At 72.7% G+C, this 23,171-nt stretch carries 20 protein-coding genes and 1 tRNA gene; 9 read left to right on the forward strand and 12 right to left on the reverse strand.

Features of this window, described 5'->3' with window-relative positions; translation table 11 throughout:
* Positions 1 to 8 precede the first annotated feature (8 nt).
* Positions 9 to 1,241, forward strand: a complete 1,233-nt coding sequence (locus O7597_RS08520; RefSeq protein WP_281582404.1) for an APC family permease — start codon at positions 9 to 11, stop codon at positions 1,239 to 1,241.
* Between the two features lie 5 nt (positions 1,242 to 1,246).
* Here the strand turns inward: O7597_RS08520 and O7597_RS08525 are convergent, their stop codons facing one another.
* From O7597_RS08525 to O7597_RS08535, 3 genes are read right to left on the reverse strand one after another with little or no spacing between them, the layout of a single operon-like run.
* Positions 1,247 to 1,600 carry a hypothetical protein gene (locus O7597_RS08525; RefSeq protein ID WP_281582405.1) on the reverse strand — a complete coding sequence of 118 codons (354 nt, stop codon included), beginning with the start codon at positions 1,598 to 1,600 and terminating at the stop codon, positions 1,247 to 1,249.
* Positions 1,597 to 2,070 (reverse strand): hypothetical protein, encoded by a 474-nt coding sequence (locus tag O7597_RS08530; protein ID WP_269738490.1) that lies wholly within the window; start codon positions 2,068 to 2,070, stop codon positions 1,597 to 1,599. Before O7597_RS08530 ends, O7597_RS08525 begins: the two co-directional genes overlap by 4 nt.
* Before the next feature lie 33 nt (positions 2,071 to 2,103).
* Positions 2,104 to 3,894 carry an NAD-binding protein gene (locus O7597_RS08535; protein ID WP_269738491.1) on the reverse strand — a complete coding sequence of 597 codons (1,791 nt, stop codon included), beginning with the start codon at positions 3,892 to 3,894 and terminating at the stop codon, positions 2,104 to 2,106.
* A 91-nt stretch (positions 3,895 to 3,985) separates the two neighbouring features.
* On the opposite strand from O7597_RS08535, the gene O7597_RS08540 reads away from it, so the two are divergent.
* The 3 genes from O7597_RS08540 to O7597_RS08550 all read left to right on the forward strand — a co-directional run bounded on the left by O7597_RS08540 (position 3,986) and on the right by O7597_RS08550 (position 6,787).
* Positions 3,986 to 4,468, forward strand: a complete 483-nt coding sequence (locus O7597_RS08540; RefSeq protein ID WP_269738492.1) for an MSMEG_6728 family protein — start codon at positions 3,986 to 3,988, stop codon at positions 4,466 to 4,468.
* A gap of 30 nt (positions 4,469 to 4,498) precedes the next feature.
* Complete coding sequence (locus O7597_RS08545; RefSeq protein ID WP_281582406.1) at positions 4,499 to 6,025, forward strand: FAD-dependent oxidoreductase; 1,527 nt, start codon at positions 4,499 to 4,501, stop codon at positions 6,023 to 6,025.
* A 318-nt stretch (positions 6,026 to 6,343) separates the two neighbouring features.
* Complete coding sequence (locus O7597_RS08550; RefSeq protein WP_281582407.1) at positions 6,344 to 6,787, forward strand: HNH endonuclease; 444 nt, start codon at positions 6,344 to 6,346, stop codon at positions 6,785 to 6,787.
* Between the two features lie 91 nt (positions 6,788 to 6,878).
* Here the strand turns inward: O7597_RS08550 and O7597_RS08555 are convergent, their stop codons facing one another.
* Positions 6,879 to 7,640 carry an enoyl-CoA hydratase/isomerase family protein gene (locus O7597_RS08555; RefSeq protein ID WP_269738496.1) on the reverse strand — a complete coding sequence of 254 codons (762 nt, stop codon included), beginning with the start codon at positions 7,638 to 7,640 and terminating at the stop codon, positions 6,879 to 6,881.
* A gap of 206 nt (positions 7,641 to 7,846) precedes the next feature.
* On the opposite strand from O7597_RS08555, the gene O7597_RS08560 reads away from it, so the two are divergent.
* Together O7597_RS08560 and O7597_RS08565 are read left to right on the forward strand one after the other, a co-directional pair.
* Positions 7,847 to 8,938, forward strand: a complete 1,092-nt coding sequence (locus O7597_RS08560; protein WP_281582408.1) for a glycosyltransferase family 2 protein — start codon at positions 7,847 to 7,849, stop codon at positions 8,936 to 8,938.
* On the forward strand, positions 8,925 to 10,040 hold the full coding sequence (locus O7597_RS08565) for a glycosyltransferase (RefSeq protein WP_281582409.1): 1,116 nt from the start codon (positions 8,925 to 8,927) through the stop codon (positions 10,038 to 10,040). Before O7597_RS08560 ends, O7597_RS08565 begins: the two co-directional genes overlap by 14 nt.
* Before the next feature lie 99 nt (positions 10,041 to 10,139).
* On the opposite strand, the gene O7597_RS08570 is transcribed toward O7597_RS08565, so the two are convergent.
* From O7597_RS08570 to O7597_RS08580, 3 genes are all read right to left on the reverse strand, one after another.
* A complete protein-coding gene (locus O7597_RS08570) occupies positions 10,140 to 11,834 on the reverse strand; it encodes a hypothetical protein (protein WP_281582410.1) in 1,695 nt (564 codons plus the stop codon).
* Positions 11,835 to 11,907: 73 nt separating this feature from the next.
* Entirely contained in the window at positions 11,908 to 12,789 is an 882-nt protein-coding gene (locus O7597_RS08575; RefSeq protein ID WP_281582411.1) for a hypothetical protein, read from the reverse strand.
* A 125-nt stretch (positions 12,790 to 12,914) separates the two neighbouring features.
* Positions 12,915 to 12,991 (reverse strand) — tRNA-Thr (locus tag O7597_RS08580).
* 321 nt (positions 12,992 to 13,312) lie between these two features.
* Between O7597_RS08580 and ugpC the strand changes: the two genes are divergently transcribed.
* The gene (ugpC, locus tag O7597_RS08585; protein WP_269738501.1) at positions 13,313 to 14,404 is read left to right on the forward strand and encodes a sn-glycerol-3-phosphate ABC transporter ATP-binding protein UgpC; all 1,092 of its coding nucleotides are present in this window, start codon (positions 13,313 to 13,315) and stop codon (positions 14,402 to 14,404) included.
* A 66-nt stretch (positions 14,405 to 14,470) separates the two neighbouring features.
* Here the strand turns inward: ugpC and rlmB are convergent, their stop codons facing one another.
* Together rlmB and cysS are read right to left on the reverse strand one after the other, a co-directional pair.
* Positions 14,471 to 15,592, reverse strand: coding sequence for a 23S rRNA (guanosine(2251)-2'-O)-methyltransferase RlmB (gene rlmB, locus O7597_RS08590; protein WP_269738502.1), 1,122 nt, complete (start codon positions 15,590 to 15,592; stop codon positions 14,471 to 14,473).
* Entirely contained in the window at positions 15,592 to 17,007 is a 1,416-nt protein-coding gene (gene cysS, locus O7597_RS08595) for a cysteine--tRNA ligase (RefSeq protein ID WP_281582412.1), read from the reverse strand. The genes rlmB and cysS overlap by 1 nt, the downstream gene beginning before the upstream one ends.
* A 177-nt stretch (positions 17,008 to 17,184) precedes the next feature.
* Here cysS and O7597_RS08600 point away from each other — a divergent pair, with 177 nt between their 5' ends.
* The gene (locus O7597_RS08600; RefSeq protein WP_281583217.1) at positions 17,185 to 17,850 is read left to right on the forward strand and encodes a helix-turn-helix domain-containing protein; all 666 of its coding nucleotides are present in this window, start codon (positions 17,185 to 17,187) and stop codon (positions 17,848 to 17,850) included.
* Positions 17,851 to 17,926: 76 nt separating this feature from the next.
* On the opposite strand, the gene O7597_RS08605 is transcribed toward O7597_RS08600, so the two are convergent.
* Complete coding sequence (locus tag O7597_RS08605; RefSeq protein ID WP_269738504.1) at positions 17,927 to 19,666, reverse strand: S8 family serine peptidase; 1,740 nt, start codon at positions 19,664 to 19,666, stop codon at positions 17,927 to 17,929.
* 35 nt (positions 19,667 to 19,701) lie between these two features.
* Positions 19,702 to 20,439 (reverse strand): HAD family hydrolase, encoded by a 738-nt coding sequence (locus O7597_RS08610; protein WP_281582413.1) that lies wholly within the window; start codon positions 20,437 to 20,439, stop codon positions 19,702 to 19,704.
* A 171-nt stretch (positions 20,440 to 20,610) separates the two neighbouring features.
* Here O7597_RS08610 and O7597_RS08615 point away from each other — a divergent pair, with 171 nt between their 5' ends.
* Positions 20,611 to 21,564, forward strand: coding sequence for an AfsR/SARP family transcriptional regulator (locus tag O7597_RS08615; protein ID WP_281582414.1), 954 nt, complete (start codon positions 20,611 to 20,613; stop codon positions 21,562 to 21,564).
* On the opposite strand, the gene O7597_RS08620 is transcribed toward O7597_RS08615, so the two are convergent.
* A complete protein-coding gene (locus O7597_RS08620; RefSeq protein WP_269738507.1) occupies positions 21,526 to 23,166 on the reverse strand; it encodes a vanadium-dependent haloperoxidase in 1,641 nt (546 codons plus the stop codon). The genes O7597_RS08615 and O7597_RS08620 overlap by 39 nt on opposite strands.
* Positions 23,167 to 23,171 lie beyond the last annotated feature (5 nt).

The raw sequence follows: 23,171 nt of genomic DNA on the forward strand, positions 1-23,171 counted from the left end.
GTGCCGCCGTGGACCGACTCACGCGCCGGCTGGGCGTGCCGGACGCCGTCGTCATCGGTCTCGGTTCGATGCTCGGCGCGGGCATCTTCGTGGTCTTCGCTCCCGCCGCGGCGGCGGCCGGTGGCACCGGCCTGCTAGTCGCCCTGGCCCTGGCCGGGTTCATCGCGTTCTGCAACGCGACAAGCTCCGCCCGGCTGGCCGCCCGCTATCCCGAGTCCGGCGGCACCTACGTCTACGGTCGGGAGCGGCTGAATCCGTTCGCCGGGTTCCTCGCCGGCTGGGGTTTCGTGATCGGCAAGACGGCCAGCTGCGCGGCGATGGCACTGACCGTCGGGGCGTACCTCTGGCCGGGGCAGGCCCGGCTCGTCGCGGTGCTGGCGGTGGTCGCGGTGACGGCGGTGAACCTGCGCGGCATCGGCAAGACCGCCGCCGCCACCCGGATCCTGGTGGTCCTGGTGCTCGCCGTGCTCGCGCTCGTCGCGGTGGCCGGCGCGACGAGCATCTCCGTCGACCGGATCGACCAGCCCGGCGGCACCGTCCGGGGTGTGTTGACCGCTGCCGGGCTGCTCTTCTTCGCCTTCGCCGGATACGCCCGGATCGCCACCCTCGGCGAGGAGGTACGCGATCCGCAGCGCACCATTCCCCGGGCGGTGCCGTTGGCGCTCGGTCTGGTGCTGGTGATCTACCTGATCCTGGGGGTGGTCGCCGTCGGCGTGCTCGGCGCGGACCGGCTGGCCGCCTCCGCCGCTCCCCTGGCCGACGTGGTGGGCGCGGCCGGACTGCCCGGCCTGGAGTGGGTGGTCCGGGCCGGCGCGACCGTCGCGGTGACCGGGGTGCTGCTCTCCCTGCTGGCCGGGGTGGGCCGCACCGCGCTGGCAATGGCCCGTCGGCGGGACCTGCCGGCCGGGCTGGCCGCGGTGCACCCCCGGCACCGGGTGCCGCACCGGGCCGAGCTGGCGGTGGCCGCCGTGGTGATCCTGGTCGTGGTGCTCGGCGACGTGCGCGGGGCGATCGGCTTCTCCGCCTGCACGGTGCTCGTCTACTACGCCATCACCAACGCCGCGGCGTTGACCCTGGGACGGGAGCCGGAGCGGAAGCTGCCGGTGCAGGCACTCGCCGTGGCGGGACTGGTCGGCTGCGTGCTGCTCGCCGTCAACCTGCCGCTGTCCAGCGTGCTCGCCGGCTTCGGCGTGCTCGCCCTCGGCGCCGCCTGGTACGCGATCCGGTCAGCCCACCGCTGACCGGGTCACTCTGTCTCCCGGGGGTGACCGGTGCCGACGTAGGTCAACCAGATCGTGCGGCGCTCGTCGTCGACGAGGTACCAGATGCGGCCCCCGCCGGTCACCTCGTACTGCCAGCGCTCCAGCTCTTGACCCTTCCAGCTGGCCGAAGCGAGCGTCCCCTTGAGGCGGTGCTGACGTTCCGGTGCGGTACGCGAACGTGGCGCGCCCCGGAGGGTCTCGAAGGCCCGCCGCAGATTTCCTGGTGCCTGTCGAGCAAGGTGTTCCCAACCGTCGGCCGCCGCCGAATCCGCGAAGCGGAGGTCGAACTCACCCGCCAGGGCGGGAGGTGCGGCGCGGTCGCCTCGCTTCGGGCTCACCGGACCGACTCTGGGGCCGGCACCGGCCCGAGGTCACCGGCCGGTTCCCGGGTCACCCGCTCCAGCAGGACCGGGTCGGCGTAGATTTCCGCAGTGTGCCGCCACTGCGTCAACAGGACGGCGACCGGCGACAGATTCTCCAGCGATGCCGCGCCCTGGGCAACCGTGATCAGGTCGTTCAGCAGCTCCGTGACGTCCTCGGGCGGCAGGAAGGCGACCCACGGCAGTGCCTCGCCGAGCACCCGCCGTACGACCTCGGTCGACTCCGACCGGACGAGGCCAGCCAGCAGTCGGGCGGTGAAGTCGATGACCACGGCGTCCCGTTCCATCTGATCGGCGGACGTCAGGGCCAGATCATCCGCGCCCCGTCGGCGCAGCCGTAGCGCCCGCACCTCACCGAGCCGCTCGGCGGCGGCGGCGGGACGGTGCAGGAACTCGCTGAACGGAAGCTCTTCGTAGACTGCGGCCACGACTTCCACACTACCGTGGAGGTCGGCTGGTCGTCATTCCGTCGCCTCGCGCGGTACCGGCGCCCCGGACGGCGGTGCCGGCTCCGGTGGCGCGACCTCGCGCAGCAACGCGTTCAGGCCGGCCCGGCGGGCCACCACGGTCAGCCGGTCACCGGCCACGATCACCATGCGCGGGTCCGGCGACCAGTCCAGGCGCTGCCCCGCCCGGGCGTGGGCGAGCAGGCGGACGCTGCCGGCCCGGCCGACGGTGGCGAGCGTACGACCGTCGAGGTCCGAGCCGGCGGCCACCGGGACCTCGGTGACCAGCAAAGCGTGCCGGCCCACCGGGATGGTGGCGATCACCGCCCGGTCCAGCAGGGCGGCGGCGAACGACGGTGCCGCCAGGTAGGAGACGCTGCGCGAGGTGCCGATGCCGAAGGCCCGCTGCACCCGTTCGGCGAAATCGCCGTCGAACAGCCGCAGCACCACCCGGAGCTGGTCGTCGAGGGCCCGGGCGTTGAGCGCGGCGCGCAGGTTCGCCCCGTCATCCGTGGAGACCACCACCAACGCCTGGCAGGTCGCCACCGAGGCGGCCCGCAGCGTCTCCTCCTGCGCGGCGTCACCCACCACCAGCGGTACGCCGAGCCGCCGGGCCAGCCCGGCACCGCGCGCGTCCGCGCTCTTGTCGATCGCCACCACCTCGACGCCGAAGTCGTTGAGCTGGGCCATCACCCGGGTGCCGATGTTGCCGAGCCCGACCACCACCACATGCCCGGAACGCTCCGGCAGGATCCGACCGGTGTGCAGGGCCAGTCGGGCGTTCACCACCCCGTCCACCACCACCGCCGTGATCAGCGGGATCAGCGCCAGCCCGGCGAGGTTCAGCACCACCTGCATGACCTGCTCGGCGGCCGACTTGGCGGGGTCCGGATCCTGCCCGGTGAGGGTGGTGACGAGCGTCAGGTAGAGCGCGTCGCCCCAGCCGACGTGCGCCGCGTTGGCGTACAGCCCGCCCAGGGCGGCCACCATGGCGAGCAGCACCAGCACCGCGATCCCGATCTTCCGGGTGGCGAAGCTGCGGATCGCCCGGAGCACCACCGCCACCGGCCGCCGCCGACGCCGCGCCCGGACCAGCCGCCGCGCGGCCAGCTCGGTCCCGGCGGGCCGACCGACCGCCTCGGCGAGCACCACGTCGGCGGCCCGGTCGTCGGCCGGGAGCACCAGGTCCTGCTGGGCGTCGCGGGTGTCGGCCACCCCGCAGACGATCTCACTGGGGCGTACGTCGTCGCGCCGAGCCACGTAGAGGGTGCGTCCGCCGTGCCGGAAGTGCGTCGGCGCGACCTCGCCGAGCGCGGCGGCCACGAAGGCCGGCGCGGCCATCGAGGCGTCGGAGAGCACCGCCGAGTCGGGGAAGATCTGCCGGACACCGTTGGCCAGGCCGGTGTTGAACATCCGCACCACCAGGCGCAGCCGGGGCTCCACCTCCTGCGCGCAGAGCGCCGCGTGCATGTTTCCCACGTCGTCCTGGTGCAGCAGGGCCAGCCCGGCGGCGTCGACCAGCCCGGCCCGGCGGAACGTGACCTCGTCCAGCCGGTCGGCCCGGATCACCTCGATGCCCGGCAGGTCACGGCCGTCCGGGCCGGGAGAACGCCGACGCTCCGGCACGATCAGGGTGATCCTCACCCGGCCGGACTGTGTCTCGCCGGCCAGCATGGTCCGCACCACCCAGTAGGCGAGCGGGTCCTGCCCGCAGATCACGTAGTGCGCCCGGGACTCCCCGTTGACCCGCAACCGGCGGCTGGCCCGCAGGGCCCGATCGAGCAGCGGCTCCGCCATGCCCCGCATGGTAGTCAGTCGGTCGCGGCCCGCGCAGTCCGTCATGATCGTGGCCGCCGCGTCGCGGCATGTCCCGGTCGGCGACGGGTAGGGCAGCGGCATGCAGACCTTCCTGCCGTACCCGGACTTTCTGGCCAGCGCCCGGGCGCTGGACCAACGACGGCTCGGCAAGCAGCGGGTGGAGGCGATCCAGGTGCTACGCGGGCTGACCTGGCCGACGTACGGCTGGCGCAACCACCCGGCGGTGAAGATGTGGGCCGGGTACGAGGAGGCCCTGACCCGGTACGGGCTGGACATCTGCTCGGTCTGGTGCGCGGCCGGCCGGGCCGACACCTGCGCCACCACGTTGACGGTCGACCTGGCCGCCGCGTGCGGCGTCGAGCAGGTCCGCACCCAGCAGGAACTCGCCGTCGCCGGGGAACTGCCGCCGTGGCTCGGCCGAACCGAGGTGCACCTGAGCCACCGCTCGTCGCTGCTGCGCAAGGACCCGACGCACTACCGGCCCATCTTCGGCGACGACGTTCCCGACGACCTGGAGTACGTCTGGCCGACCTCCGACCGCCCCCGCCGCTGCCTGTCCTGACCTGAGGAGCACACTGGGCCGGGAGGTCAGATGACGCTGTCGCAGTTGGCCGGACGGTTCATCGGCGTACGTCGGCACCGGGTCGACCCCGGCGGGGGTGGCGCCCCCCGCGTGCCGGGTCCGGTCGACGCCGTGGTCGTCGGCGGTGGCATCGCCGGCATGTCCGCGGCGGTGGTGCTCGCCGAACGCGGCGTCGAGGTGACCGTGCTGGAGGCCGCACCCACCCTGGGCGGCCGGCTCGGTGCCTGGCCGGAAACCCTCGCCGACGGGACCGATCAGGTCAACGAGCACGGCTTCCACGCCTTCTTCCGGCAGTACTACAACTGGCGCAACATCCTGCGCCGGGTCGATCCGGCGCTGCGGTTCCTGCGGGCCGTCCCCGGCTATCCGGTGCTCAGCGCCGAGTGGCCGACCGAGGAGTTCGGCCGGCTACCCCCCGCGCCGCCGGCGAACCTGCTCACCCTGCTCGCCCGTAGCCCCAGCCTGCGCCTGCGCGACCTGCGCCGGATGGATCGGGACGCGGCCCTGCCGCTGCTGACGTACGACCCGGTACGCACCTACGCCGAGTTCGACCACACCACCGCCGACGACCTGCTCGACTCGCTGCGGCTGCCCGACCGGGCCCGGGCGATGCTCTTCGAGGTCTTCTCCCACTCGTTCTTCAATCACGAGGCGGAGATGTCGGCCGCCGAGATGATCGCGCAGTTCCACTTCTACCTGCTCGGCAACCCGGAAGGGCTCGCCTTCGACTGCCCAGACGAGGACTACGCCAGGTCGATCTGGGAGCCGCTGACCCGGCACGTCGAGCGGCAGGGCGGCCGGATCCGCACCGGCGAGCCGGTCACCGGTCTGCATCGCGATCCCGACGGCTGGCAGGTGCACAGCACGCACGGCACGTACCGGGCCGGGCACGTCGTGCTCGCCGTCGACCCGCCCGCACTCGCCGCCCTGGTCGCGGACTCGCCGTCGCTTGTCGAGCAGGCCCCGGCGCTGGCGGCGGCGATGCCCGCGTACGGTCGGCCCGGCCCGCCGTACGCGGTCGCCCGCTACTGGTGCGACGGCGACGTCGATCCCCATCGGGCGATCTTCAGCGGGGTGTCCCGACAGGCCACGTTGGACTCGGTCACGCTGTACCACCGGCTGGAGCGCGAGTCCCGCCGCTGGGCCGAGCGCGCCGGCGGCTCGGTGATCGAGCTGCACGCGTACGCCTGCGAGCCGGACGTGCCCGCCACCGAGCTGGCCGAGCGGATGCGTGCCGAACTGGCGGTGCTCTGGCCGGAGACGGCCCGGCTGCGGGTACGCGAAGTGCGGGCCCGGGTCGAGGCGAAGGCGCCCGCCTTCACGCCGGGCAGCCACGCCTGGCGTCCGGGGGTCCGCACCGACGCGACCGGCCTCTACCTGGCCGGCGACGGCATCAGCACCGACTTTCCCAGCGCCCTGATGGAGCGGGCGGCGGCCACCGGCATCCTCGCGGCGAACCACATCCTGCGCGCCGAGGGTGGTGCCGCCGAACCGCTGCACTCGATCCGGCCGCGTGGTCTGCTCGCCCGACGCTGACCTCCAGGAGCGGCGCTCACCGCCGACCGGGCCATCGAAATGCGTTGCCGCCTCACCTCGGCCGCACCTACCGTGATCGCGCAAGGTCAACCGCCGATCCGGGAGTACCTCATGTCAAGGCCGTACGCCGCCACCACCGCCGTGTCGGCGGGACGGCCGGGCTCGCGGATGCCCGGCGGTTGGCGCACCGAACGCCCCCAGGGTGACCGCTCCGGCTGACGCGTACCGCCGCCCGCCGAGCCGCCCACCCGTGCCCGGGGTCGGGCGCTCGCCGCCGTCCGCCCCTACGTCCGTCACCGTTCGTGGAGGGAGACACCGGTGGACGCCGTCCTCGTCATCAACGCCGACCTCGGCCCGCTGCACCGGGTCACCGTCCAGCACGCGATCCGGATGCTCTGCCGCCGGGTCGCCGAGATCCACGAGGCCGTACCGGACCGGGTCATCGGGGTGTTCCCGGTGCCCCGGGTGGTCCGGCTGGTGCGTTACGTGGTGACCCGCTGGCGGATGCGTGCCGGCCCGGCATGGTCCCGGGCCGGGGTGTTACGCCGCGACGGCAGGTGCTGCGCGTACTGCGACGGGCCGGCCGACACCATCGACCACGTGCTGCCCCGCTCGCGCGGCGGCCGGAACACCTGGAAGAACACGACGGCCGCCTGCTACGCCTGCAACCAGCGCAAGGGGGACCGTACGCCGGCCGAGGCGGGCATGCCGCTGCGGCGCGTACCTGTCGTACCGAGCTGGACGGCGCTGGCCGGGCGGTGACGGGCCGGCCGGCGGGCACAGGGGGCGGCGTCGGGTTTCGCCCGGCGCGGCGCCCGCCGGCCCCCGGCCTGTCGGTCCGGGTGGCCCGGTCTCAGGCCGGCGGTGTCCAACCGAATCGCGGTCCGCGGCGCTCGTGGAAGGCCGCCACGCCCTCCCGAGCCTCGTCACTGGCCCGCACCTGCCCGTGCCACCAGGCCATCCGATCCTCGTCCGCCCGCCCGTCGACGATCTCCTTGGCGGCGGCGACGCTGAGCTGCGAACGCTCGGCGATCACGCCGGTGAGGCTGTCGACCCGGGCGGCCAGGTCGACGCCGGGCAGCACCTCGTCGACCAGCCCGATCCGCAGCGCCCGGTCGGCGTCCACCAACTCGCCGGTGAACAGCAGGTACTTTGCCGCCGCCGGACCGATCAGCCGGGCCAGCCGGTGGGTGGTGGGCGCCGGGTAGACCAGCCCCAGCCGGGCCGGCGGTACGCCGAAACGGGCGTCGGCCGCGGCTATCCGCAGGTCACAGGCGACCGCCAACTGGCAGCCGCCACCGACGCAGGCACCGTGGACGGCGGCCACCGTCGGCTTGGCGAAGCTGGCCAGCCGTTCCTCGGCCACCACGGCGATGCTGCCGTCGCCGGCCGCCAGCAGCTCGTCCAGGTCGCTGAGATCCGCACCGGCGCAGAAGGTGCCGTCGGCACCGGTGAGCACCACGACGCGGACCGCCGGGTCGGCCTCCAGTCCGTCGAGCAGCGTCGGCAGCCGTCGCCACATGGCGGGGGTCATCGCGTTACGCCGGCCCGGATTGCGGATCACCACCGTGGCCACCGCATCCGCGACCTCGACCACCAGGTTCGCGTCCGTCACCGCCCACCATCCCCTCGCCGCACCACGCCGTACGCCACCTGCGGCGACCTTAGCGACGTCTGCTCCCCGCCGGGCCGGATGGGTCGGTCCGGCCGACGACCACCGCTGTACGCCTGAGCGCAGCCCGGCATTCACCTCGGGGCCGCCCGCGCCACCTAACGTCACCGTGCGCGCACGTCGTAGCCGGCACGAGTGAGCAGGTGGTCATGCCATCCACACCCACGGTCAGCGTGGTCATCCCCACCTTCGCCCGCCCGGCGTTGGTGAGCCGCGCGGTGCGCAGCGCGCTCGCGCAGACCGTCACCGACATCGAGGTGATCGTCGTGGTCGACGGTCCGGACGAGGACACCGGCAAGGCCCTCGCCGAGATCGGCGACCCCCGGCTGCGCGTGGTCGACCTGCCTGGCAAGGGCGGCGCGCCCAACGCCCGCAACACCGGCGTACGTGAGGCGCGTGCCCCCTGGACCGCCCTGCTCGACGACGACGACGAGTGGCTGCCCACCAAGCTCGCCGCGCAGCTGGAGCTGGCCCGCAGCGCCACGGTCGGCAGCCCGATCATCGCCAGCCGGCTGATCAACAAAACGCCCCGGGCGCAGTTCGTGATGCCCCGGCGGCTGCCGGAGCCGGGCGAGCCGATCTGCGAGTACCTCACGCTGCGGCGCGGACTGTTCCACGGCGACGGGTTCATCCAGACCTCGACCATCATGGCGCCGACCGAGCTGCTGCGCCGGGTGCCGTTCACCGTCGGGCTGCGCCGGCAGCAGGAACTGGACTGGACCGTACGCGCGATGAGCCACCCGGACGTCGAGCTGCTGGTCGCCGCCGAGCCGCTGGTGCTCTGGCACCAGGACGAGGACCGGCCACGGATCAGTCTCAGCTCGCCGTGGGAGGCCCAGCTCGAGTGGCTCCGCGGGATCCGACCACTGATCACCCCACGGGCGTACGCGGCGATCACGATGAGCATCATCAGCTCGATGGCCGCGCCCACCCGCAGCTTCCGGGTCTTCCGGCTGCTGCTCGCCGAGGCGCGCCGGCACGGGCGGCCCGGCCTCGTCGACTACCTGACGTTCCTGCAGATCTGGGTGCTTCCGCCGCAGCTGCGGCACCGGGTACGCGACCGGATCCTCGGCTCTGGCCGGCGCGGCGGTCCGCCCTCGCCGGGACAGCCCGCCAGCACCGAGCCCGATGCCGGCCGGCGAGCGCCAGGTGGCGCGGCGACCGACGCGGCGGGGACCGCCGCCGGCACGACGACGGGAACGGCTGGGACGCCGGGGATCGGGGCCGATGTCCGGCGATAGGGTCGCCGTGATCTGGCGCAGCTGCCTGCTACCGGGCTCGGAGACGTTCGTCCGCAACCAGGCCGACGCGCTGCCCACCTGGCGTCCGGTCTACCTGGGTGCCGTCCGGGTGGTCTCACCGCTGTCCCGGGACAGCGACGTGGTGCTGTGCCCGGACACGCCGCGTGGCCGCCGCGAGTGGCTGCGGTTGCGGTTGACCGGCGGGTCACCCCGGCTACGGCGGCTGCTGGCCCGGCTGCGCCCCGGGGTGGTGCACGCGCACTTCGGCGGCGACGGCTGGTTGGTCAGCCGGGCCGCCGAACAGCTGGGCATTCCGCTGGTCGTCACCCTGCACGGCCTCGACGTCACCCGGCAGGCGGCGGCGCCCGGTCCGCGCGGCGCTCGGCACCGGCGGAACCTGCGGACCATGTTCGGTCGGGCCGCGCTGATCCTGGCCGTCTCCGGGGCGATCCGGGACCGGGCGGTGGCGCTGGGAGCGGATCCGCACAAGATCCGCGTGCACCACACCGGGGTGCCGGTGCCACCGGAGCCGGCCGCCGGACCGAAGCGGTGGGACGTCGTGTTCGTCGGCCGGTTCGTGGAGAAGAAGGGGATCGAGGATCTCGTCGAGGCGCTGGGCATGCTCTCCGAACTGCGGCCCCGGGTGCTGCTGGTCGGCACCGGGCCGCTGCACGAGCGGGTACGCGCCCGCGCCGCACAGTTGGGCGTGGACGCGACGTTTGCCGGCGCGCTGCCACCGCCCGAGGTGATGCGGCACATCGCCGAGGCCCGGCTGCTCGCGGCACCGTCGCGCACCGCGTCGGACGGCGACACCGAGGGCCTGCCCACCACCATCCTGGAGGCGTTCAGTCTCGGCGTGCCGGTCGTCTCGACCTACCACAGTGGTATCCCCGAGGCGGTCACCCACGAGGCCAACGGCCTGCTCTGCGCGGAAGGCGACCGGCCCGCCCTCGCCGCCAACCTCCGCCGCCTGCTCACCGACGCTCCACTGCGCGACCACCTCGGCAAGGCCGCCCGCCACCGCGCCGAGACCGACTTCGACCTGCACCAGCAGACCCGCCGCCTCGAATCCCTCTACGACTCCCTGCTGCCCCCACCCTGACCTAGCCCCGCCGATCATGCAGTTGTGGTCGTCTTTTCACCACTCTCACCCCCATTTGTCGCTGCCACAACTGCATGATCGCGGTCAGGGGTAGGACCGTCAGTCGGTGGGTCGGAGGCGGCGGACGGCGGACCGGGCGGTGCGGGCACCGGCCAGCAGGAGCCGTCCGGCCCGCGCGGTGGGGGTGCCGTGCAGCAGTGCGACGATCCGGCGCAGCCGTTTGACCTCGTCGTCGCACTCGGTCAAGGTCCGTTCGTACCACTCCTGAAGCGCGCGCGCCTCGGACAGCTCGCGGGCCAGCCGGTCCCGGTCCGTCAGCAGTTCCCGCCAGCCGCCGGCAGCCGCGCCCACCACCTGGTCCACCGACGTCCCCGGCTCCCGACCGGACATCGTGGTCAGCATGGCGGCCAGCTCACCGGCCGGCCAGAGGTCCGCCAGTCCGGCGTCGACCAGCCGGGACGCCAGCCGCCGCAGCACCACCAGCGGCTCGGCGGCCTCGGTAGATCGGTGCCAGGTGCCGGCCGGGGTGACGACCACGGCGTCCGCGGGCATCCCCGCCGCCGCACCGCGCTGCCAGGCGGTGAGCAGCGCCCGCACCGCCGGCAGGTCCCGGCGCAACGTCGCGGCCACCACCAGATCCTCGACGGTACGCCCCGACGGGACGGTCCCGTCGTCGGCGAACCGCCACCCGCCCGCCGGATCGCGGCGCACCTCCCGGAGCCGACCGTCCAGCACCAGCAGCGCCGCGGGCGGCACCGCCCCGGCTCGGTCAGCCTCAGGCTGGGCGCGCGCGGCGGGCTGATCCGCCGGGGTCGACGGACCCGGCAGGCGTTCGCCGAGCAGCACCCAGGCCGGCGCGAGTTCGACGGCGATCCCGTTCCGGACGGCGGATCCGGCCAGCCGAGCCGGGTCGGCCAGCGGCGGTGCGGCCGGCACCGGGCCACCACCTCCGGTGCCGCGGTCACGCGTTCCGCCGTCGCCGTCGCCGAGTTCGGCCAGGTCGCCGGGGACGGCCTGATTGCCGAGCAGGGGCTGGTCGCCGGGGACGGCCCGATTGCCGAGCACGGCCGGGTCACCGAACACGGCCGGGTCACCGAACACGGCCGGGTCGCCGAGCACGGCCTGGAGGAAGCCGGTCAGGTCCGGGTCGGCCAGCAGTTCCGGGTCGAGCAGAGCGGCCGGCGCGACCGGCGACGGGAAGGCCGCCCAGGCACCGCCGATCCGCAGGCCCGACGCCGTCAGCCGGGCCCGCAGCCGGGCCGGGCCGGCCGGGCGGGTGTCGTCGTACTCGTCGAACGACCCCCAGTCGGAGTCGGTGCTCGGCGGTGGCGACGCCAGCAACCGGTGCAGCCCGAGCGGGTTCTCGGCCCCGAGCAGCAGCCGACCGCCGGGCCGCAGCACCGACACCAGCAGGTCGAACGCCTCGCCCCAGGACAGCTGCGTCCCCTCGACCGAACCGAGGCGCGCCAGCCCGTCCAGGGCGACCACGCTGTCGTACGCGGCGGTGCCGGCGAGCTTCTCCGGGCCGCCACAGCACACCCGCACCCCGGTCGATCCGGCGTAGCGGGCAGCCAGCGCCTCGGCGTCGGGCAGTCCTCGGACCAGCACGGTCAGGTCGGCCGAGGGCAGCGCGTCGAGCAGCTCGGGGTCGTGTGGCCCGACCACCAGCGTGCGGCCGGACGCGACGGACAACAGGGCCGCCAGCCCCGGACCGCGTACCGGGCCGGGGCCGTGCGCGCCGTCGAGATCAGACCAGCCGAGCATCTCGCCACCGAGCAGGTGCACCTCACTCATCGCGCCACCTCGCTGCGCTCGGCGTCACGACGAGCCACCCCGCCGCGCTGAATGATTCGCTCGCTGCGCTCGCTCATCGGCCAACCTCCGTGCCCTGGTGCTCGTCGACGGATCGGACCGTGGGGGCCTGGTGCCGCCCGGTGGGCTCGGGCCAGCGGAACAGCCGGCGCAGCTCGGCCGGTGCCAGCAGCCGGTCGGCTCCCAACTCGGCGACGGCCAGGGCACGGGCGGCGTCCGGGTCGACCTGCGGGCCATGCAGGCTCGCCCACTGGCGCCGGATCCGCGGCTGACCACCCCAGATCGGCACCTCACCGGCCAGCTGCATCGGATCGCCGTAGACGGCCGGCTCACAGCCGGCCAGGATGCCGTAGAAGACCGCGCTGCACAGCCGGTTCGAGGCGACCCGACGATGCCGGCGCAGCTCGGCCAGTTGCCGGTGCAGGAAACCCGGGTCGAGGTCACGCCACCGACCACCCCGGTAGCCGTGGCAGATCACCCGGAAGCCGGCCCGCTCGTAGTGCTGGCGTACCCGGGTGGATCGGTACTCCTGCCAGTAGAGGCAGACCGTCACCGGCCCCGGTTCGACGGCCCGGATCTCGTCGACCAGCCGGTCGTGGTCACCGACGACCCGCTGCCCCTCCCAGCCGTGGAAGGGGTACCAGATGGTGCCCTCCCGCCGTCGCGGGTCGTCCGGCTCCATCGCCAGCAGGTACGCCCACGGAGCGCCGACCACGTACGTCTGTCGGCGCCCCAGGGACCAGGCCCGCCGCCGGGTCCGCTCCGACCACAGGAACAGCGGTACGCCGGGTACGAACTCGTGGTCGTACGCCATGCCGTCGCCGATGTTCCAGCCGTGCTGGAGGTAGCCGTGGACGCGGGGCGGATCCCGGTCGTCGAGCCCGCAGTAGCGGGCCAGCACGTGGGAGTGCCCGTAGTAGTGGTTGGCATGGTGCACGGTGGCGGGCGCCCCTGGTCGTGGTGACGGGTCACGGCGTGACGGGTGGAGGCGGAGCCTAACCGGCCCGTCTGAACACCCGGCCACGCCGAGATGTCCGCCCGGTGTGCCATGCGTGATACGGATGGAGCCCCCGGCCGGGATCGAACCGGCGACATCCCGCTTACAAGGCGGGTGCTCTGGCCAGCTGAGCTACAGGGGCGTTGTGTCGTGGCCAGCATAGCGACCGACGTCCGGTTTTCCTGCTCGGCAGGGGTCCCGAGCATGGGAAACGTCAACATCCCGACCCGTGGACGTCGATTCGTGTCCGACCGTGCCCGAGTGACCGGAATGCGAATGCTTCGGAAGTACCGGTCGACGGTGGACCTTGGCATTGCGGCGAAAGCCGTTTACCGTGCAGTGACACGGCCGACACGGGTTCGCCCCGCGCTGGCCGTGGCGCCGGTACGGGCACCCGTGCCGGTCGCTCCTTCACTCGGATCGTCCGGCACGTTCCTGCCGGTGAAAGGAAGCGTCCCCCCTCATGGCTACGGTCACCTACGCGAAGGCGTCCCGGATCTACCCGGGCACCGAACGCCCCGCGGTCAACCAGCTCGACCTCCAGATCGGCGACGGCGAGTTCCTCGTCCTCGTCGGCCCCTCCGGCTGTGGTAAGTCCACCAGCCTGCGCATGCTCGCCGGCCTGGAGGACGTCGACGACGGCGCGATCTACATCGACGACCGGGACGTCACCCACCTGCCGCCGAAGGCCCGCGACATCGCGATGGTCTTCCAGAACTACGCCCTCTACCCGCACATGACGGTGTACGAGAACATGGCGTTCGCGCTCAAGCTGCGCAAGACCTCCAAGTCCGAGATCGACCGGCGGGTCAAGGAGGCGGCGGCGCTGCTCCAGCTGGAGGAGTACCTCAGCCGCAAGCCGAAGGCGCTCTCCGGCGGTCAGCGCCAGCGGGTCGCGATGGGCCGGGCCATCGTCCGGGAGCCGCAGGTCTTCCTGATGGACGAGCCGCTGTCGAACCTCGACGCCAAGCTGCGGGTGCAGACCCGTACGCAGATCGCGTCGCTGCAGGCCAAGCTCGGCATCACCACCGTCTACGTGACCCACGACCAGGTCGAGGCCATGACCATGGGCCACCGGGTCGCGGTCATGCTCGACGGCGTGCTCCAGCAGGTCGACACCCCGCGGACGCTCTACGACACCCCGGCCAACGTCTTCGTCGCCGGCTTCATCGGCTCGCCCGCCATGAACATCAAGACCGTCCCGTTCAGCGAGCAGGGCGCGTCGTTCGCGGAGATGTCCGTGCCGCTGACCCGCGAGCAGGTCGAGGCGGCGAGCGCCGAGGGCGGCAACGGCAAGGTGACCGTGGGCTTCCGTCCGGAGGACTGCGACATCGTCAGCCCGACCGAGGGCGGCATGCCGGTCGTGGTCGAGCTGGTCGAGGACCTGGGCTCCGACGCCAACGTCTACGGCCACGCCGCGCTCGACGGCGCCTCCGAGCGGTTCGTGGTCCGCACCGACCGTCGGCAGATGCCGAAGCTCGGCGACACGATCTTCGTGAGGCCGCGTACCGGCCAGAGCCACGTCTTCCACTCCGCCACCGGGAAGCGCATCTGACGTAGCAACAGCGAAGGGGCGGTCCGCCGATGGCGGGCCGCCCCTTTCGCGTACGCGCTGCGGTTCTCAGCCCTCGACGGCCCGGCGGCGCGCCACCTCGGCCAGCGTGACCGCGGCGGCCACGCTGGCGTTCAGCGACTCCACCTCGGAAATCATCGGAATGCTGACGGTGAGGTCGCAGGTCTGCCCGACCAGGCGGGACAGCCCCCGTCCCTCCGAGCCGACCACCACGACCAGCGGGCCGACGGCGGCCTCCAGGTCGTACAGGTCCGTCTCCCCGTCGGCGTCCAGGCCGACCACCACGAACCCGGCGTCCCGGCAGGCCTTCAGCGACCGGGTGAGGTTGGTCACCTGGGCCACCGGCACCCGGGCCGCCGCGCCCGCGCTGGTCCGCCAGGCGGTCGCGGTGATGCCGGCCGCCCGCCGCTCGGGTACGAAGACACCCTGCGCGCCGAACGCGGCGGCGGAGCGGATGACCGCGCCGAGGTTACGCGGATCGGTCACCCCGTCCAGCGCCACCAGCAGCGGTGCCGGCTGTTCCAGCGCGGCAGCGACCAGGTCCTCGAACGGCTCGTACGCGAATGGCGGCACCTGGAGACCGACGCCCTGGTGCAGCACGCCCCCGGTCATCCGGTCCAGCTCGGCCCGGCTGACCTCCAGGATCGCGATACCCCGGTCGGCGGCGGTCCGGACGATCTCCTTGACCCGGTCGTCGAGGTCGATGCCCAGCGCGGTGTAGAGCGCGGTCGCCGGCACCTGGGTACGCAGCGCCTCCAGCACCGGGTTGCGGCCCACCAACAGTTCCGGGGAGTCCTTCGCCGGGTTGGACTTGCGCCCCGGCGCGACCCGGGGGCCGCTGCGCCCAGCGGGCTGCTTACCGCGCGCCGGCTTGGCGTTGGCCGTGCCCCGGCCACCACCCTTGCCCCAGGTGGTGTCCTTGCTGCCGGGCTGGCCGATCTTCGGGGCCCGCCCCTCCTCGGCCGCCGCCCGGCGCTCCTTCTCCTGCTTCCACGCGGTGCGCTGCGGCAGCTTCTCGGTGCCCGAGTACGCCTTGTGCCAGGGACGCTCGTCGGCCGGCAACGTCCGGCCACGCCCGGCGAGGGAGTCCCGGTTCTTGCCGCCGGACCCCTTCGGGGCACTGGCCTTCGACGCCACCCGGCGACCACGGCGCTGCGAATTGCCGGCCATCAGTCCTGCTCTCCAATAGTCCAACGCGGCCCCTGTGGGGTGTCCTCGACCACCACTCCGGCCTGCTTGAGTTGATCCCGCAGCGCGTCCGCGGCGGCCCAGTCCTTGCGGACCCGGGCCTGCGCGCGCTGTTCCAGAGCCAGGGCGATCAGGGAGTCCACCACACCACGGAGGTCGCTCGCCCGGGCTCCGCCGGTCCAGGCCGGGTCGAGGGGGTCGACCCCGAGGATATCCAGCATCGCGCGCACGCTGGCGAGCGTGGTGCGCACGGTCACATCGTCCCCGCCGGCCAGCGCGTTGTTGCCGTCCCGCAGGACCTCGTGCAGCGCCGCCAGCGCGGCCGAGGTGTTCAGGTCGTCGTCCATCGCCGCGGCGAACGCGGCCGGCAACTCGCCGGGCGCACCCGCGCCGACCCGTTCCACGGCCCGCGTCACGAAGCCCTCGATCCGCCGGTACGCGACGGCCGCCTCGCGCAGCGCCTCCTCCGAGTAGTCGATCCGCGAACGGTAGTGGGCGGCCACGTAGTAGTAGCGCAGCTCGACCGGGCGGACCCCGAGGCTGGCGACGTAGTCGAGGTCGAGGGCGTTGCCCAGCGACTTGCCCATCTTGGTCCCGCCGATGCCGAGCAGGCCGTGGTGCACCCAGTACCGGGCGAAGGGCAGGCCGGCGGCCTGAGACTGGGCCAGCTCGTTCTCGTGGTGCGGGAAGGTCAGGTCGAGCCCGCCGCCGTGGATGTCGAACTCCGCGCCCAGGTAGCGCCAGCACATCGCCGAGCACTCGATGTGCCAGCCGGGTCGGCCCCGCCCCCACGGCGACGGCCAGTAGGCGTCCGCCGGCTCGTCCGGCTTGGCGCCCTTCCAGAGCGCGAAGTCGCGCGGGTCGCGCTTGCCCCGGTCCGGTGCGTCACCGGCGGACTGCATGTCGTCGGGCGACTGGTTGGACAACGCACCGTACGACGGCCACGAGCACACGTCGAAGTACACGTCGCCCGAGCCGTCGGTGGCCGGGTAGGCGTGCCCCCGCTCGATCAGCAACGCGATCAGATCGTGCATCTCGGGGATGTGACCGGTGGCGCGTGGCTCGTAGGTGGGCGGCAGCACGTTCAACGCCCGGTACGCCTCGGCGAGCTTCAACTCGTTGGCGTACGCGATCGACCAGAACGGGCGCTCCTGCTCCTGCGCCTTGACCAGGACCTTGTCGTCGATGTCGGTCACGTTGCGGATGAAGGTGACCTGGAAACCGGCCGCCGACAGCCAGCGACGCAACACGTCGTAGTTGACGCCGGAGCGAAGATGACCGATGTGCGGCGGTGCCTGGAGGGTGAGACCACACAGGTAGACCCCCACCTTGCCGGCTTCCCGCGGGACGAAGTCCCGCACCGATCGGGTGGCGGTGTCATACAGGCGTAGCGTCACCGTACAAGGGTAGCCGTCCGCTGTTGCCCGCTCGGCCCGAGCCTGGTAGCGCCCGGCCGCTGCACGCCTGCCGATGCCGCCCCCGCTGGCCGTACGCTGCTGGTCGTGAGCACTCCAGCGACGCCCGGTCCGGCCCCACGGCCGGCGGTGCCGGACGGTTCGGTGCCAGCCGGGTCGATGCCAGCCGGGTCGGTGCCGGGCGGATCGGCGGCGGGCGGCGAGACCTCCCAGACTCTGGATCGGGGGCTGCGGCTGCTGCACCTGGTGGCGGAGGTTCCGGGCGGCTTGACCGTCAGCGAGGCCGCGAGCCGGTTGGGCATCGGTCGGGCCGCCGTCTACCGGCTGGTCGGGCCACTGGCCGGGCACGGCATGCTGCGGCGTGACGCCGCCGGCCGGCTGCGCCTGGGTGCCGGGGTGCTGCACCTGGCTCGGCGTGCCCAGCCGCTGCTCGCCGAGGGTGCGTTGCCCGCGCTGCGGCGGCTGGCCGAACAGGCCGGAGCCACCGCGCACCTCACGGTGGTGGAGGGTGGCGAGGGGGTCGCGCTGGCGGTGGTCGAGCCGAGTTGGACGTCGTTCCACGTCGCGTACCGGACCGGGGCTCGGCACCCGCTGGAGCGGGGTGCCGCCGGACGGGCGATCCTGGCCGGCCGGTCAGGCGACGCCGGGCCGGTGAGCACCGAGGGTGAGCTGCAACCGGGCGCGTACGGGGTGGCCGCCCCGGTGCTCGGGGTACCCGGCCTGGAAGCGAGCGTCGGGGTGGTGGCCCTGGCCCCGCTGGACGCCGACGCCGTCGGCGCCGAGGTCCTCGCGGCGGCGACGGCTGTCGCGGCCGCCCTCCGCTGATCCAGGGTCGGCCCGGTGATCGGCGAGGGCCCCGCCGACCCGACGGTCGACGGGGCCCTACCGCTCGCCCGGGCCCTTACGGCCGGGCGTTCGGCTTGAGCGGAGTGGTCACCGCCGCGTACGCGTCGACGATGCCGTACCCGTAGAAGCCGTTGAAGTTGAGCCCACCCGCGCAGAACGCGTCGTAGGTCTCGTCGAGGCCCTCGTCGCGGTACTGCTGGAGCCTCGGCTGCGGGCAGGGACGCTCCGCGGCCGTCCGGTACAGGTGCTGCTCGACCAGGTCCGGGTGCATGCCGTAGCCGGCCCGACCCTGCTGCTTGCCGTAGCGGCTGACGATCAGCGCGGCGACGCCCGACGCGTGCGGCGCCGCCATCGAGGTGCCCTGCAGGTAGCGGTAGTAGCCGCAGTCACCGTTGCTCTTGCAGTCCTTGAAGACCCGGTCCGCCACCCGCGCGTCGATGTTGCCGTCCGCGTCGACGATCGGGTCCGGGATCGTCGCCGAGATCGGCTGCTGCTGGAGAACGTGCTTGGGGTAGGTCGAGAGGATCCGATTGGCCTGGGCGCCGAAGGTCGGCGTGCCGAATCCGTCCAGCGAGAAACCGCCCGGCGCGGCCACCGAGATCTGCTCCGTGCCGTAGTTCGAGAAGTGCGCCTTGCGCTCCGACGGGCCGACGGAGGACACCCCGATGACGTGTGGGCCCTCGACCGGCAGGTCCCAGCAGCTGTCATTGTCGATCTCCCGTGGGTACGCGGGGATCGGCCCGTAGTCAGGGCTGGACGTGTCGGTCCGCGGCGCTCCGAGATCCTCGTGGTTGTTGCCAAGTGCGCCGACCAACGTGACGCCCCGGTTGTGCGCGAAGGTCAACGCTCGCTTCATCGCCTTGATGATGGCTCGCTGCTCGGCCTGGGCCTCGGGCGAGTCGGCCGGGTTGGCCCGGCAGTTGTAGAGCCACGGATCGACGTAGAAGGACATGTTCACCACGTCGAGGCCCGACTTGCCGGCGTGCACCAGCGACCTGACGACCGGCTCCAGGAAGAAGTACCCGGAGTCCTGCCCACCCTTGAGCTGGACGATCGAGACCTTGGGAGCGACACCCGACACACCCATGCCGTTCGCCGCCGCGCCGATCGTGCCCGCGACGTGGGTGCCGTGTCCGTTGTCGTCGGTGCCCACCGGGTCGAGGCAGCTGGGTACCTCGCAGGGACCGTCGACGTCGGTCATGTCCGGTGCGAAGTTGCGGGACAGGCGCCAGTCGAAGTTCGGTGCGAGGTCCGGGTGACTGGCGTCGACGCCGGTGTCCAACACACCGACGAGCACTCGCCGGTCGCCGGGTTCGACCTTGCGGGAGTCGTCGGCCCGGATCATGTCCAGGCCCCACAGCTTCTCGTCGAGGGGGTCCATCTTCTTCCCCCGCGCCCGGCTCGTCGCGGCGCCACCAGCCTTGGCGGCGGAGGCACGGGCCGCAGCGGCCGGGGCCGGGCCTTCCTGCTCGACCGGGTCCGCCTTCGGCTTGCGGCCGATGGCCCGCTGCTCGGTGGCACCGACAAGTGTTCCGGCGGCGAGGACCTGGCGCGGGAAGTCGGTCCGATCGCTGACCACCCGGTAGATGCCGACCTCGTCGGCTCGGTCAACCACCGTGCCGCCCGCGGCGCGGATCGCGGCGAGCGCCGCGTCGGTGGAGACGCCGTCCTCGGCGACCACGGTGAAGGTCCGCAGGTCCGCCGGTTCGGCGCTGGCGGGCACTCCCAGACCCGTGACCGTGAGTGTCAGTGCCGTCGCGGTCGCGACGGCACCGACGGTGAAGCGCTTGCTCACCACATCGAATCCTCTCGTTGAGGGACGTGGCGTCATCAGACATCAATGCTTGAGGTTCCGCCAGAGCACTGCCGGATAAACGGCGGAAGATCCGCTTCGCCGGAAAGATCAGCCAGCACGCTGGGCAGCTCGGTCAACGTGGTGATCACGGCGTCCGGCACCACATTCGCCGGCAACCGCTCGCCTCGGCGATTCAGCCACACGGTCCGCAGGCCGGCCCGCTGTGCCCCGACCACGTCGTGAGCCGGGTTGTCGCCGACGTGCACCACCTGTGCCGGGTCCGCTCCGGCGGCAGCACACACCGCCGCGTAGAAATCCGGGGCCGGTTTCTTCGGCACGCCGTCGCAGTGCGCGTACACCGCGAAGGCGAACTCGCCGACGAGGCCGCAGCGTTCGGCGCGGCTGTTGCCGTTGGTGGCGAAGCCCAGCGTCCAGCGTTGGCGCAGCACGGCCAGCGCCGGCAGCGTGTCGGCGAACGGCCGGGTCAGCGCGAAGCGGCGGGCGAAGAAGAGCGCGCTGATCTCGTCGAGGTGGGCACCGAGCCCTGCCCGATTCAACGACCGGGCCAGCGCGGCCTTCCGGACTTCCCACACCGGTGCTGCGGCGTTCGCGCCGAGGGCCAGGTGCCAGTCCGACTCCAGGTCGGCGAGCGAGATCCGGGCCGCCGGGTTCAGTCTGCCCATCTCCTCAAGTACGGCGATCAGCCCACCGGTCACCGCGGGGCGCAGGTCGACCAGGGTCTCGTCGGCGTCGAACACCACAGTGGTAACCACCGGGGCATTGTCCCGACCGACCTCCCGCGCTGCCACCCCCGGCGAGGGTTCACCGGCGCGTACTGACTGAACGTGTCATTGCCACTGCATCATGCAACTTCTATGGTTGCAGCAGCTTGACGTTCTCCTCGACACGGGGGCTGGAGGACATGTGGGAGCTGTTCCGTTCGGATGCCCGGACGCCTGGCGGGCACTGTGAAGATCTACCTGCTCGGCCCGCTCACCGTGCGCGGCGAGACGGGTGCGAGACGGCCCGACGGTAAGCGGGCGCGGTCACTGCTGGCACTGCTCCTGCTGCATGCCAACGCGCTGGTTCCGATGAACCAGATCGTGGACGAGGTTTGGGGTATGGACCCGCCACGGACGGTCCGTACCCAGGTGCACGGGCAGATCTCGCTGCTGCGACGCTTCCTCCGTGGGGTACCCGACGTCGAGTTGCACACGCTCGCGACCGGCTACCTGCTCCGGGCCGACGTGAACGACATCGACGTCACCGAGTTCCGGCACCGGGCCCAACGAGGACGGGCCCTGGTCGCTCTCGGACGGCCGCAGGCAGCGGCGGAGGCCTTCCGGGAGGCGCTTCGACTGCACACCGGCCCACCTCTCGGTGACGTCGACGCACCGTTCGTCCCGGCGGCGGTCGCCCGGCTCGAGGAGGAGCGGCTCACCGTGCTGACCGAGTTGATCGGGCTCGAGCTGAGTGAGGGACGGCACCAGGAGCTGATCCCGAAGCTCACCGCACTTGTGGAGGAGCATCCGCTACGCGAGTCGATGTGGCGGCATCTGGTGATCGCCCTGCACGGTGCCGGCCGACGCAGCGAGGCGATGGCGGCCTTTCACCGCGCCCGGATGCTCCTCCGCGAAGAGTTGGGGTTGGACCCAGGTGCGGAACTCACCTCCGCGTACCGGAACCTGCTCCACGCCGACCCGGTGACGGGCGGGCAGGACGTCGACCTCTCGGACGCTCTGGTCCGACTCAACGAGGTCGAACAGGCGCTCGGGGACATCCGCCGACTGCTGCTGGGGTGGGCGCCATCGGCGGCGCGGTCGAAGGATCCGACCACGCCGCCGATCACCCACCTCAGGTCAGACGGTGGAGCACCGAACCCCGAGATCGCGGCGTGAGCCGTCGCGGAGCAGCACCGTGAAGGTCCAGGTCCGCCCGGCACAGGATTTCGGCACCGAGACGGCGATGTCGTACCGGCCGTTGGCAAAGGTGACCGCGCCCGCCGTGGCGGGCTGTCCGTTCCAGGAGGCACCGACGACGGCCCCCGGATCGGTGACCGGAGTACTGCCTGCGGTCAGCTTGAAGCCGACCGTGAAGGACGACGGCGCGGCGGCGTCCGGGATCGAGGTACCCACCTTCGCACCGTTTTCGTAGAAGCCGTCGAACGTGTAGGAGGCGGTCGGGCGAAGGACGCTGGCGGTGACGTGATTCGCCAGGGCGGTACCGGACGAGATTCCGCTGTCCGCGTCGAACTGGTAGTGGACGCCGAGCCAGATGCGACTGCGGGCGTTCTCCGTCGCCGCGGCGCTGAAGGTGGAGAAGTTGCGGACGACCCCGACCGCGTGCGGATCCTCGGTGGTGGCGGCGAACGAGAAGGCATCCGCGCCGAAGAAGCCCCTCATCGCCCCGGCCCACGCGGCGCCGAAGGTGGCGTGTCCGGACGTGTAGGCGGGGAATGCCGGAGAGAAGCGCACGTTGTTCCGGTCGGCCGACAGGGGCAGCCAGGCCGGGTCGGCGACCGTGTCGCTGCGAGCGTCCTCGTTGGCCCGCTGGATCGCGGTCTCCGGCCGCCACAGGTCCACGTCGGTCTGGTACTTCGCGTCCCAGGCCACGATCGCCGCGTCTCCCATGGCGATGCCGACCAGACCGAAGAGCCGCGCGTTACCGGCCTGTGTGAGCTTGGCCGCCTTCGCGACGATCTGGGTGTGGGCGAACAACTGACCCGGCGGTTTGTAGGTGCCGTCCAGGTCGTTGGCCCAGAACCAGGCGGCCTGGGTCTGGTCGTTGGTCCGGGTCGAGCTGTCGTAACGGCCCAGTCCCTTCACCTCGTTGAGCTGATCCGCGTACGCCTGGCTCGCCAGCAGCGTCGCGTAGCTGGAGTGACCGGCCGGCGGGCCGGGCCGGAACTGGGTGTTCGAGGTCATGGCGAACGGCCTGACCAGTCCCCAACTCGGCGTGGCCGGCGCGCCGGAGCCGGTGCGACGCCACTGTCCCGGAACGGTGCCGTCCGTATAGGTCGAGAAGTCCGGGGCACCGTCGTCGACGCGGAAACTGATCATCGCCTGGGCGCTGGCTGAGCCGATACGCTGCCCGTCGGTCCGGGCGGGAGAGCTGGCGATGCCCTCCTGTGCCGCGGCAAGGTCGGCGCTGAAGTTCCGCTGCGGATAAACGCTGCGCAGCACGTCGTACGCCGCGTAGTCGATCGCGGTGGCCAGATCCGGCGTCACGCCAGGCGTGGGAGTGACCTTGATCCGGTACTGCTGGCCCAGGCACCGGTCGGCACCCGTCGCACACAGCGCCGAGTTGGCGGCATCGTAGATCGCGCCGTGCACCATCGCGCCGGCCCTGGCCAGCGGCCCGGGTGCCCCGCCCTCCTGCCGGTAGGTCCGGAGCAGGACGTCGTTCCAGTAGAGGACGTGGTCGGCGGGACCGGCGGCCGACGCGGGCACGGCGGGTGCCACCGCGGCGACGGTGCCGAGACTGACGGCCGTGAGCGCCATTGCGC

The organism is Verrucosispora sp. WMMC514, from assembly GCF_027497295.1.
In the GTDB taxonomy this organism is placed as follows: domain Bacteria; phylum Actinomycetota; class Actinomycetes; order Mycobacteriales; family Micromonosporaceae; genus Micromonospora; species Micromonospora palythoicola.